Annotated in this window: 9 protein-coding genes; all 9 read left to right on the forward strand. The window is 47.8% G+C overall.

Annotation, left to right across the window (positions count from 1 at the left end):
• Positions 1 to 2 precede the first annotated feature (2 nt).
• The gene (gene tssH / locus PK654_RS07105; RefSeq protein WP_271698828.1) at positions 3 to 2,615 is read left to right on the forward strand and encodes a type VI secretion system ATPase TssH; all 2,613 of its coding nucleotides are present in this window, start codon (positions 3 to 5) and stop codon (positions 2,613 to 2,615) included.
• Between the two features lie 114 nt (positions 2,616 to 2,729).
• Complete coding sequence (locus PK654_RS07110) at positions 2,730 to 3,887, forward strand: D-alanine--D-alanine ligase family protein (protein WP_271698517.1); 1,158 nt, start codon at positions 2,730 to 2,732, stop codon at positions 3,885 to 3,887.
• A gap of 6 nt (positions 3,888 to 3,893) precedes the next feature.
• A complete protein-coding gene (locus PK654_RS07115) occupies positions 3,894 to 6,089 on the forward strand; it encodes an MFS transporter (protein WP_271698518.1) in 2,196 nt (731 codons plus the stop codon).
• On the forward strand, positions 6,086 to 7,237 hold the full coding sequence (locus PK654_RS07120) for an ABC transporter substrate binding protein (protein ID WP_271698519.1): 1,152 nt from the start codon (positions 6,086 to 6,088) through the stop codon (positions 7,235 to 7,237). Before PK654_RS07115 ends, PK654_RS07120 begins: the two co-directional genes overlap by 4 nt.
• Complete coding sequence (locus PK654_RS07125) at positions 7,237 to 7,959, forward strand: transporter substrate-binding domain-containing protein (RefSeq protein ID WP_271698520.1); 723 nt, start codon at positions 7,237 to 7,239, stop codon at positions 7,957 to 7,959. The genes PK654_RS07120 and PK654_RS07125 overlap by 1 nt, the downstream gene beginning before the upstream one ends.
• Before the next feature lies 1 nt (position 7,960).
• Positions 7,961 to 8,932, forward strand: a complete 972-nt coding sequence (locus PK654_RS07130) for a type VI secretion system-associated FHA domain protein (RefSeq protein WP_271698522.1) — start codon at positions 7,961 to 7,963, stop codon at positions 8,930 to 8,932.
• On the forward strand, positions 8,929 to 9,399 hold the full coding sequence (gene tssJ, locus PK654_RS07135) for a type VI secretion system lipoprotein TssJ (RefSeq protein ID WP_271698523.1): 471 nt from the start codon (positions 8,929 to 8,931) through the stop codon (positions 9,397 to 9,399). Before PK654_RS07130 ends, tssJ begins: the two co-directional genes overlap by 4 nt.
• Positions 9,399 to 10,715, forward strand: coding sequence for a type VI secretion system baseplate subunit TssK (tssK, locus tag PK654_RS07140; RefSeq protein WP_271698524.1), 1,317 nt, complete (start codon positions 9,399 to 9,401; stop codon positions 10,713 to 10,715). The genes tssJ and tssK overlap by 1 nt, the downstream gene beginning before the upstream one ends.
• 8 nt (positions 10,716 to 10,723) lie before the next feature.
• The gene (icmH, locus tag PK654_RS07145) at positions 10,724 to 11,881 is read left to right on the forward strand and encodes a type IVB secretion system protein IcmH/DotU (protein WP_271698526.1); all 1,158 of its coding nucleotides are present in this window, start codon (positions 10,724 to 10,726) and stop codon (positions 11,879 to 11,881) included.
• Position 11,882: the final 1 nt, after the last annotated feature.

Raw genomic sequence — 11,882 nt, forward strand, 5'->3', positions numbered from 1 at the left:
TTATGGTGAATATCGAACTACAGAGTCTGGTAAAAAGACTTACTCCTCAACTTAAAACAACATTAGAGGCAGCTGCAGGCGATTGTCTGGCAAGAACTCATTTTAGTATCGAACTCGAACACTGGTTTATTCAGTTGTTGCAGGAGCCTTCTATGGGCTGGCATTCGGCAGCGGTAAAAACCGGGGTGGCAAAAGAGACTTTAATCGACCAGCTAAATCAGCAACTGGCGCGTTACTCTAAAGGTAATGATTCTGCACCGGCTCTGGCTGCAGGGCTGGTTGAACTGCTGAAAGACAGCTGGATGCTGGCATCGCTGGATCACTCCCATGCGGCAATTAACGAATATCATCTGCTGATGGTGCTGAAACAGCGGGTCACCGACGGCGCTTATGCCGGCTGCCTGAGCGGCTGGTTGGGTACTATCTCCAATGAGTGGCTGAAATCAGAATCTGCCGGGTTGGCTCCGGCGGCAACAAGCGCAGGACAGGCAGCAGGTCAGCCAGCTATGCCACAGGGCGAAGCAGGAACGACAGCGCTGGACAAATATTCACGAAACCTGACGGAGGCTGCCCGCAATGGCGAGCTGGATCCGATTGTCGGCAGGGGCTCGGAGATCAGAAAGTCTATCGATATTCTCTGCCGCCGCCGTCAGAACAGTCCGATTCTGGTCGGTGATCCGGGGGTAGGTAAAACCGCCATTGTGGAAGGTCTGGCGCAACAGATTGTGGATGGCAATGTTCCCCCTTCGCTAGCCAATGTGGAGCTAAGAAGTTTGGATCTTTCTCTTCTACAGGCAGGTGCCAGCATTAAAGGTGAGTTTGAAAACCGCCTGAAAGACATTATCAACGAGATTAAACAATCGCCTGAGCCGATCATTATGTTTATCGATGAGGCTCATACCCTGATTGGTGCCGGTGGTGCAGCAGGGCAGAATGATGCAGCCAATATTCTCAAACCTGCTCTGGCGCGTGGAGAGTTTCGCTCTTTAGCTGCGACGACCTGGGCCGAGTATAAGCAGTATTTTGAAAGTGATGCGGCGCTAACAAGGCGTTTTCAGGTGGTCTCTGTCGGTGAGCCAAGCGAAGAAGATACGGTGCAGATGCTACGCGGGGTCAAAATTGCTCTTGAAAAACACCATGACGTGAAAGTGCTCAGGGAAGCCATTGATGCCGCGGTCAGCCTGTCAGTCCGTTATCTTCCTGAACGTAAGCTGCCGGACAAAGCCATCAGCCTGCTGGATACCGCCTGTTCACGGATCGGCCTTAGCCAGAGCGCTACACCGTTCCAGCTGGAAGGGCTGGCAGAACAGATCGCTTATACCAAGAATGAGATAGAATCCCTGAATCACGAGAAAGCCCTTTGGTCTATTGAAGATGATCGTCTTCAGGGTTGTGAAGAGAAACTGAAGCGTATCACTGAACAGCACGATGAGCTTGAGAAACGTTGGGAACAGGAAAAAACACTGGTTAAAGAGATCCTGGAACTTCAGGCAGAGCTGGATGACCGGTTCCTTGCCGGCGAAGAGCTATCAGGACTTGAGCAGAAAACCGAACTGAAGCAGAAAATGCAGCAGCTTAAATCCCTTCAGGGCGAGCAACCTCTGGTTCTGCCTCAGGTTACTCATCAGACTATTGCCGAGGTTATCTCTCTCTGGACGGGTATTCCTGTCGGCAACATGCTGAAGAAAGAAGTAGAGCGTCTGATGCACCTTGAGAGCCATATCGGTGAAAGGGTTATCGGCCAGACAACGCCAATCAACGAGATTGCCCAGTCCATCAGAATGTCCCGTGCCGGACTGACGGATCCGCGCAAACCTGTTGGTGTGTTCCTGATGTGTGGCCCGAGTGGTGTGGGTAAAACAGAGACGGCTCTGGCGTTAACGGATCTTCTCTATGGCGGTGAAAACAATATCACCACCATCAATATGACCGAGTTTAAAGAGGAGCATAAGATCTCCATGCTGCTAGGCTCTCCGGCCGGTTATGTGGGGTACGGTAAAGGCGGTATTCTGACAGAGGCGGTGCGCAAGAACCCATATAGCGTGCTGCTGTTGGACGAAATGGAGAAAGCACACCCGAGTGTTCACGATGTCTTTTATCAGATTTTTGATAAGGGCAGCATCTCTGACAGTGAAGGACGTAATATCGACTTCAGAAATACCATTATCATTATGACCTCCAATGCCGCTGACAGTGCGGTGGTGAATGCCTGTTCAGAGAGCCGTCCGAGCGTGGCTAAACTGACGGAGACCATTTTCCCTGAACTGCAGAAGTTCTTTAAACCGGCATTTCTGGGCAGAACCACCATTATTCCTTATTTCCCGCTGAATGAAGAAGAAATGGCTAAGATTGCCGGTCTGTCACTGGGTAGAATTAAGAAACGGGTTCAGGAACATTACGGAGCGACGTTTGAATACGACGAGGCGGTGATTGAACGTCTTGTGGCACTAAATAACTCACCGGAAACAGGTGCAAGGGCCGTTGAACAGCTAATCAACCGCAAACTGATGCCTGAGTTGGCTAATATGTGTATTACCCGCATGAGCGAGTCACTGCCGATTAAGCAGATTCGTGTTGGTATGGGTAAAGGCGAATTTGAGTTTGATATCCAGTAAGGAGCTTGTGGTTAAGTAAACAAGTGGTTAAGTAAACAAGTGGTTAAGTAAACAAGTGGTTAAGTAAACAAGTCCAAGTGTTTCATCGGATGAAACTGATTAAAGGTAAATGATATGAGTAGTACAGTTTTTTCCAGAAAACAGACAGACTGGATAAGAGATCACCTGAAACTGGCGGTGATCCATGGTGGCGATAATCAGGATAGCGGTAGTTATATTTATAAAAACCTCAATCCGAGGTCGACCAAAAGTTATCAGGCAGTAGCTTATGATATGGCTGAGGCACTAAAAAGTGTCGGTTTCCGGCATGTCACAGTGCTGCCTGAAGATATTCACCTGATATCGCGCCTGAAAGAGCAGCAGGTGGATCTGGTTATAACCAACAGCGGTGGCCTGCAAGGCTTTGATTCCATGTGCCATCTGCCGTCACTGCTGGAAATGGCCGGAGTACCTTATGTCGGTCACTCTCCAATGACAGCAGGTGTTCTGGACAATAAGCATCTGTTTAAGCATGAGATAGGCACAGCAGGAATTGCCACTGCGCCATTTATTACTGTTCAGCCGGAAGAGAGCATTGCAGAAGCTGCCTATCAGCGTGAGTTAGATAGTATCGAAGCAGAGTATGGTAAGGGATTTATCGTTAAGCCGGTGTCCGGCCGTGCATCGATTCATGTCTATCCGGTGTTTGACCGCAGTGAACTGAATGCCACGGTAGAGAAAGTACAAAAAGCGACCAGCAATACGGTCATGGTGGAGCCCTACCTGAACGGCCGCGAGTTTGTGGTCGCTGTCGCTGGTGACAATGTTTACCGTGATGGTGCCATTGAGCCGCTGGGTAAGCCATTTACTTTCTCTATTACTGAACGGGTACTGGCAGAGGATGAAGTTATTTTCACTTCTATGGACGTTAAGCCCATTACTCAGGACAGATTACTGGCAGTAAGGGATCCAAAGCTGCGAGAACAGCTTTCAACCATAGGTGAGAAGATATATAAGCTGCTTGGTTTGCAGACTCTGGTACGTGTCGATCTGAGAATGGATCACAGAGGTCACCTTCTGGTTCTGGAGACCAACCCTAAACCGGATCTGAAAAAGCCGTGCGGTAATAAGGTGAGCCTTGTTTGTCACGATCTCGCCAGCGAGAAGATGAGCTATACGGACCTGTTGCAGTCCATGGTGTTTAACCGTCTTATCCATTTAAGAAAAACACGGGCAGTGACACTTAAGCACTGTTTTACGCAAGAGTTTGAAGCGTTAGGAAAGGAAGACTAACAGAGTATGGGAAACAGAAGAGCACTACTGAATCTGCTGTCGGGCACTTTGCTGATTGCATTGTCAGTCACCCTTGTGATGGTGATCGGTTATGCACAGGCAATTAAAAGCTATAAGCAGCAGACCAATGAAGTAGTGCTGGCACAGGCTGAAGCGGTAAAAATAGGCATAGAGCAGGTTCTGGGTTCAGGGGTGCCTATTTACGATATTGCCAATCTGGAAACTGTACTAAAACCTATTGTGGCGGTAAACGATGCGGTAACCAATATCCGTATCATTGCCAATGAAAAGTCTCTGTATCAGTACAATGATTCCACTCTTGGTACCTACCTTAAGATTCCACTGAAAAACAAGTTTACCGAGGTGGGTTATCTTGAGATCGTGGTGAACGACAGTGTTATTGAAAAGCGGGTACAGGGTGAGTTCGGTATTCTGCTGGCCGGATCGGCATTGGTGTTACTGCTGTTCTTTTTCCGCGAACTGCACAACAGCGACCCGAAACAGTATCTGAAACGCTTTAGTGCGGTATTTGCCGTGGTTACATTGGCGGTGATCTTTGTAGTGGTCAGCCTGTATCGTTCCGGTCTGGAGGATAAAGCTGGCTCTATGGCTAATATTCTTAGTCAGAGACTGGCTCCTGTGCTTAGCTCCGATATCAGTGCGGAGAGGGTAAGCGGCCTTGACCAGCTGCTGGAAACCTACCGCACAGCCAACAGTGAAGTCTCTTCAATTATAGTGACGCAAGGGGAGACGATTGTTGCTGCAACCACAGCGAGCGGTGGCATGGTTGAATCGAGTGATTTCTCCAGTTATCAGTTTGCAGTAACAGACGGAAGTGAAGTGGAAGTGAGCTTTAACGCTTCTGCGCTTATCTCAAATCTGCTGAGCATTATTAAGAGCTTTGTGATTTTGTTTATCGGCTGTGCCTTTATCTGTTTTGTCTTTGCCAGAGTGCTGCATACGCCCGAAGAGCAGCCGCAGTCAGATACCGTGCTGGAGAGGCTTAAACCCCTGTTTCTGATGGCCGTACTGATGGAGTCCATTATGGCGCCGGTATTGCCACCGTATCTGGCAGAGCTGGCCAGTGCAGCCGGTAGTGATATGGCACTTTCATCCTATATCTTTACTGTCTACTTTGCTGGTTTTGCGTTAATGCTGTTGCCGGCATCCAGGCTGGTTGAGCTCTATCCGATTAAGAGTGTGCTTAATAGCGGTATTCTGCTCTCCGTCGCAGCCAGTCTGATACTGGCATATAGTGACGCTGTCACCATGGTGTTTGCTTCCCGCTTCTTTGCCGGCATTGGTCAGGCGGTGATATTTATCTCGGTGCAGAGCTATATACTGCGCTTTAGTAATAAGGCTAATAAGACACAGGCAGCGGCTATTATTGTGTTCTGTTTTAACGCCGCCTTTATTGCCGGTGCTTCCATTGGTGCTCTGCTGGTGGACTATATCGGTATCACAGGTATCTTTATCTTGTCTGCATTAAGCGGGTTACTAGTACTGGCGTTTGCCACCTTACTGCCACGTATGAAAGCCAGCAAAAAAGCATCGGGTTCTTTTTCCGCACAATTAAAACTAACGCTGACACATTCTGCTCAGTTAATAAGACAGAAACCCTTCTTTCGTACTATTTTCTTTGTCGGTATCCCGACCAAGATGATGCTGACTGGTGTGGTCAGTTATATGGTACCGATACTGCTAAGCGATCAGGGCGTTTCTAAAGAGAGCATCGGTCAGGTACTGATGGCCTATGCCGGTGCAGTCTTGCTGGTGAGCGGAAGGGCGTCAAAAGCGATAGATGCGAAACAGAATTATAAAACGGCACTGACTCTGGGCAGTCTGGTTTCAGTCTTCTCATTGCTGTTGTTGGCTTATGGCGTTACCTTCCAGTCCGGCACAACGGTAGTGAACTTGACTATGACAGCTATGTTGATTATGGGTATCTCTCATGGCTTTATTAATGCACCGATTATCAGCCACGTAGTCAGCGTTTCCACTGCAGACTCTGATACCACCATTGCTTCGACTTATCGTTTTCTGGAACGTATAGGTCATGTACTTGGTGCTGTGGTGGTAGCTGTTCTGGTAAGTACTTTTGGTAGTGAGCAGGCCTTCTATATTCTGGCGTTGTTCTTTGTTCTGGCGACTCTGGTGGTGTTTATCTGGGAAAAAGATCAAAAAGCGGAGGTGACAGCATGAACAGATGGCTGACACTGCTGCTGATAACTCTGAGCTTTTTTATTCCTGTCCATGCCGAGCAGGCAGACAACTGGCCGGCATGGCTAGGCAGTAAAGTAAAACAGAGTGCACAGGCTAACTGGAATATTTTAAAGGGTGAGGAGTCGGTACGCCTCTCCAGTATCAGTAAGCAGTCAAAGGTGTGGGTGATCCTCTCCAAGAAAGCAGACTCTTACGATACGGCACTGAAAACCATGCTGAATGTGTACCAGAAGCAGGCGGATGATATTGAGTTCCGGGTGTTTTTGTTAAGTGAACAGCAGCAAGATTTGCAGGGCTGGTTAAAGAAAATGGAGCAACAGGCCGATTTACTCTATACCGTCGGTTCAAAAGCGACGGTTACTATTTACCGGCAGTATGCAGGTGGTAACGTGCCGGTTGTTTCAGTAAACGCAAAAGATCCTGTACTGCTTGGACTAATAGATAGCTATTCCGGCTCAGGCAATAACTTTGCCTTTACCTCGCTCAATCTCTCATCGGCTGTCACTCTTAGCTTTATTAAGAAGTACGATGAGCAATTGGCGCAAATTGGCGTATTGTACGCGCAGCAAAACCAGAGTGCCTATCTGACTCAGTATCTGCCGCTTAAGGAGCAGGCTGAAAAGCAGGGAATCGCCGTTTATCCGATTGCCGTTGATGAAACGGTGGCTGGTTCCGGCTTAAATGAGGTTATGACCAGACAGCTTGAGAAGATGAAGCAGCAGGATCCTGATCTGAAACATTCGCTGCTCTGGTTGACGGGCAGTTCAAGCTTGCTTAAACGTGTAGAAGAGATAAATCAGTTATCGGATAATCTTCCTCTGCTGACGGCTGTTCCTGAGGCAGTAAATAACAGTAACAGTAGTGCCCTGATGTCGGTGGGGACAAGTTTTGTTAATAACGCCTATCAGGCAGCACTTTACGGATTAAAAATACTAAACAAAGAGACTGAACCTGAAGATTTACCCGTTGGTGTTATCTATCCGCCTGATATTTCTCTAAACTTTAAACAAGCTGAAAGGATTGATACAGTAATCCCTTTTGTACTGGTGGAAATGGCCAGCGAAATATACGCTCAGGATGGTGCAATTATCAGGACTGGTGGTATGAGCAAGGAAATATTTAATTAATGAAAGTAAGAAAGCCGGCCGGGTTAAAAACAGTTATTAGCGCTGCATTGTGTCTGGGGTTATCACTCCCGGTATTTGCTGCGGCAAAACCGGAGCGGCTATTGTTAACCACACAGGAGTGGTATCCGTTTCAATACAGTGTAAACGGAGAGATGAAAGGCCGTGGTATTGATAAGGTCAAGTGCATCATGCGTGAGATGAAACAGCCTTATCAACTGACCATGACAAAATGGGATAATGCCCAGTTGTTAGTAGAAGTGGGCACCCATAACGGTTTTTTTCTGGCATCAAGAAACGATGTCCGGGACAAGTATGCTGAGCTGTCCGACATGGTGCTGGAACAGAAGTGGAGCTGGTTTTCCCTTTCTGATGCGATAGATCTTAATCAGTCTATGTTTAAGCAGCAGGTGGAAGTGGTGGCACTGTTTGGCTCCAATAAGTGGTTTTGGCTGCAAAATCAGGGCTACCTGGTCAACAAAAAACCAAGGTCGGCAAAAGCCATGCTGGAGCTGCTGATTAGCGGTGAAGTAGGGGCGATCCTCGGTAATGACGAGGTAATTGAACAGACCATAAAACAGATGGGATTAAGCTACAGGGCGATCTCAAAAACCTTGGTTAAAAGAAAGCCTCTGGGGGTCTATTTTTCCAGATCTTTTACCAAGAAGTATCCGGGATTTTTACCGGAATTTAATCTTGCGATAAACAAGTGTAAGAGTATTTAGTATGCCATTATCGATTAGAATTATAAGTTCTCCGGACGGAGAGAACATTACAGAGTGGAACAAACAGTTTCCCGAAGAAGGTGGCGATATTGGTCGGGCGTTTGGTTCAACACTGCAGCTCAACGACGCCACACGGGAGCTTTCAAATACTCATGCGATCATTAAGAAGTCCGGCCGTGGCTATCATATTATTGATAACAGCTCTAACGGGCTTTATCTCAATGGTAACGGTACACCATTGGGCAAAGGTAACCAGTCACCGCTCAATGATGGTGATGTACTGGATATGGGACGATTTAGGTTACTGGTCTCCTGCTTTGTACCGAGCGAGCCGGCTCTGTTATCCCGCCCGTTAGCGGAAAGTGCGGACGATGTATTTGATGACCCATTTGCTTCCGTACAGGAGGAGACAGAGAGTTCCGGTAAACCAGCCAAAGAAAATGAGATAGAAGAGGTGAAATTTACCATCTCTGACTATGCGGTGGTGGAAGACGACCCCTTTGGCGGAGAAGTAAAACAGAAGAGCAGCAAAGCCGAACCCGTTAAGCAGAACTTCAGCGATATGGATGATGACCCGTTTGCTGAGGTAGACCTGTCCCCGGACTTCGCCACTGAAGCTCATGCAGTTCAGCCGGAAGAGAGCCTCTCTTTTGCCTCTCATTCGCCGGTCAGCCCGGAAAACAGTCTGGCAGAAGACCCTTACTATAAAGTGAAGCGTTATGAACCGGATATAGAGCAGGCCATTGAAATGGCGCTGACCCGCCTGCTGACAGAGCTCTCTCCTGAACATCTGGAATCTATGTTTGATGACTTGTCTACTCCGGGACTGTTCCGCAGGCAGCCGAAATACTGGGACTTGTATAAACGCTACTTTAAAAGGCAGATCAACTCCCGCGATCTCCACGTTAAATTTAACGCCTATTTTAAGGACTCAATTAAGGTTCAGCATAAACTGGAAGGAGAGAAAGAATGAAAAAGCTCTTTGTGTCGCTGATCGCGGCAACACTGCTTTCAGCCTGTAGTTTCTTTGATGATGAAGTTATTCAGCCCAAGTTAACGGTGAAAATCACCGCACAGGATAATATTAACCCCAATGTAAACGGCAAGGCGTCTCCCCTTGAGCTGCGTATCTATCAGCTTTCTGATGATGATGCTTTTAATCAGGCCAGCTTTTTACAGCTCTATTCTGATGATCAGGGGGCGTTAAAGTCGGGGCTGACGGCCAAGCGTCATTTGCCGAGTATTTTGCCCGGCGAGACAAGGGAAGAGGAATTTCCCCTTGTTCTGGACAGCCGCTATATTGCCGTGCTCGGGGCGTTCGCTAATTACCGTGAAGCGAAAAGTAAAGCCATCTACAAAATTGACCAGTTTGGTCTTGTCACCGTCAATATCTCCGTCGACGGTCTGAATGTTTCCATCTCCGGAACAGAGGAAGAATAATGGATAATAATAAAGTTGTCTGGAGTGAAGGCATGTTCCTCAGCCCTCAACACTTTCAGCAGCAGGAACGCTACCTTGAAAACTATGTCAGAGAGATCAATGAACAGTGTGGTCAGAAAGATTTTGGCTTTTCTGAGCTGGAGATCGACAGTTCACTGTTGAAAATAGGTAAGTTTGGCCTGAAGAAAGCCAAGGGTGTTTTTCCGGACGGAACGCCGTTTGAGTTACAGGAATCTCTGGTGATTGATATTCCTGAGGGCTTCCTGAATAAATGTGTCTATCTGGCGATTCCCGTTTATCGCTCCGGTGCGGTTAATGTCGGCGAAGATGACAGATTAAGACTGCGCCCGATGCAAAACAGTGTCTATGACACCAGCCGTGACCGTAGTGAGCCCGTTGAGCTTGAAGTCGCAGCCCTTAATCTTTCACTCAAACTTCAGGGTGAAGAGCTGAAAGACTATACCCTGATCCCTGTTGCCCAGATAAGTGAACATAAATCAGAAGGAACCGTGGTGCTGAACCGTGCTTTTGTTCCTAACTGCCTCCACTTTGGCGCATCGGCCTATTTGGTGGAAAACCTTGGTGATATTTATGCCCAGATGCAGTACCGGGCCAAAGCGATCTCGGTGCGTCTGAATGCCGAGAGCCAGAGTAAGAGTTACCAGTCACTGATTCGTGATTATATGTGGATGCAGGCACTGGGAGGCTGGCTGCCTAAGCTGAAGCTCTGGGTCGAAGGTGATTATATCGCTACACGCTCTCTCTATTTCGAATGCATCTCTATGGCAGGGCAGATGTCCGGCTTAGAAGGCAAGATGCCAAAAGAGGCATTAAGCTGGAACCCCAATGAGCTGTATAAACTGTTCTCTACGGTTTTCTCTCACCTGATGCTGCATCTGCGTGAAGTGCAGTTGGATAATGTAACCACTCTTAAGTGGGATACTAAATTGTTTGAAAGCCGACGCCTGCTGCGGACACTGGTTAAAGAGCGCAGCCTGTTTAGTAAAGGCCGCTTTGTTCTTGTGGTCACTTCATCATTAGGTTCTGCCAAGCTGGGCGAACAGTTCCCATATGCGGCAAAGCTTGCGGGTAACAGTGCCATTGCTGATCTGGTTCGTAATGCTTTGTCTGGTGTACCTTTGTTGCCACTTCCTTATGCGCCTTCTGAGCTGAAAACCCGCCACGATGCTGCTTACTTTGAGCTGGATACCCAGTCAGAGTTGTGGAAATCGCTGGTGAAGAAAGATGAGCCTATAGCCTTGCATATCGATGATCGGATCGGCGATGTGCAGGTTGAATTTCATGTGATTAGGTAGGTGAATCCATGAGTGGACTATTTAGTGAAGAGGCGACGGTTGTTGTTCAGCGTAGCCGGCCACAAGCTCAGCAAAGCAGTGAATCGCAGGAGAAGGTGTTTCTTGATACCAGCGGCGCTGATAGTGTGCTGGACGATCTACACCTCTACGATTCGCCGTTGCTGGATGCAGCCGGTGATCTGTTAAGTATTTTGGTGACGATTCCCCGTCAGGGAGTGCCGAGAAATATAGAGCGTTTTCGTCAGCAGGTGCTGGATGGCATCAGCGAGTTTAAAAACAAAGGCCTCTATCTTGATTATCACCCTAGCGTGATTGATAAAAGCTGTTTCGTACTGTGTGCCGCTTTTGATGAAGCGGTTCTCTATACCCGTTGGGGGCAGGCGAGCCGTTGGGAGAACTACTCTCTGCTGAGTAAGGTATTTTCACAGCGAAACGGTGGTGAAGCCTTTTTTGTTCTGTTGAATAAAGCAAAAGAGCAACCGACCAAGCTGGTGGACTTTTTGGAACTCCAGTATGTGTTGATGATGCTTGGTTTCAAAGGGCGTTTCAGGCACGGTGAAGAAAATGAGCTGAATGAAATTAAAGCCGAGACCTATTCGGTTATCCGTCATTTCCGCGAGGAGAAACCTCTGTTATCTCCGCAAACACCGGAACTTAAAAACGGCAAGCAGCCGACCCGGCCATTAAGCCTGACTAAAAGCCTGATATTAATGGGCAGTCTGTTAGTGCTGGCCTACGCTGCTTCTGAGTATTGGTATTTGAACCGTAGTGAGCCTTTTATCCGTCAACTGGATCAACTGAATCAGGTCAGTATGAAGCTGACAGATGGCGGAGGCGATCTGGTCTATGTCAGCAGCGATAGCGATATAGGGGTAAAACCTAAAGCGGAGCCGCAGGAGAAGAAACCCACCACACCGGTTACACAGCGGGAATGGGAGTTGATGCTGGGTTCTTTTGCCAAAAAAGTAGATGCTGACTCTCTGCTTAACACCCTGACGCGTTCAGGGTATGACGTGTCTGTTCGTAATGAAGAAAGTCATAATGAAGAAAGCCGATTTGATGTCATTCTGAATGCCGGTAGTGATCTTTCAGCGGCGAAAAAACTGAAAAATGAAATCAATGTCCGCTTCGGGTTAAGTGCCACCTTAGAGAGGGCGCAGAAGTAAT

Origin of the sequence: Vibrio sp. SCSIO 43137, from assembly GCF_028201475.1 — a bacterium.
In the GTDB taxonomy this organism is placed as follows: Bacteria; Pseudomonadota; Gammaproteobacteria; order Enterobacterales; family Vibrionaceae; genus Vibrio.

What these genes read in the sequence shown, in the direction of transcription:
- icmH (WP_271698526.1), top strand. Translation starts at nt 10,724, where the DNA reads ATGAGTGGACTATTTAGTGAAGAGGCGACGGTTGTTGTTCAGCGTAGC.
- tssJ (WP_271698523.1), top strand. Translation starts at nt 8,929, where the DNA reads ATGAAAAAGCTCTTTGTGTCGCTGATCGCGGCAACACTGCTTTCAGCC.
- PK654_RS07130 (WP_271698522.1), top strand. Translation starts at nt 7,961, where the DNA reads ATGCCATTATCGATTAGAATTATAAGTTCTCCGGACGGAGAGAACATT.
- PK654_RS07125 (WP_271698520.1), top strand. Translation starts at nt 7,237, where the DNA reads ATGAAAGTAAGAAAGCCGGCCGGGTTAAAAACAGTTATTAGCGCTGCA.
- PK654_RS07120 (WP_271698519.1), top strand. Translation starts at nt 6,086, where the DNA reads ATGAACAGATGGCTGACACTGCTGCTGATAACTCTGAGCTTTTTTATT.
- PK654_RS07110 (WP_271698517.1), top strand. Translation starts at nt 2,730, where the DNA reads ATGAGTAGTACAGTTTTTTCCAGAAAACAGACAGACTGGATAAGAGAT.
- tssK (WP_271698524.1), top strand. Translation starts at nt 9,399, where the DNA reads ATGGATAATAATAAAGTTGTCTGGAGTGAAGGCATGTTCCTCAGCCCT.
- PK654_RS07115 (WP_271698518.1), top strand. Translation starts at nt 3,894, where the DNA reads ATGGGAAACAGAAGAGCACTACTGAATCTGCTGTCGGGCACTTTGCTG.
- tssH (WP_271698828.1), top strand. Translation starts at nt 3, where the DNA reads ATGGTGAATATCGAACTACAGAGTCTGGTAAAAAGACTTACTCCTCAA.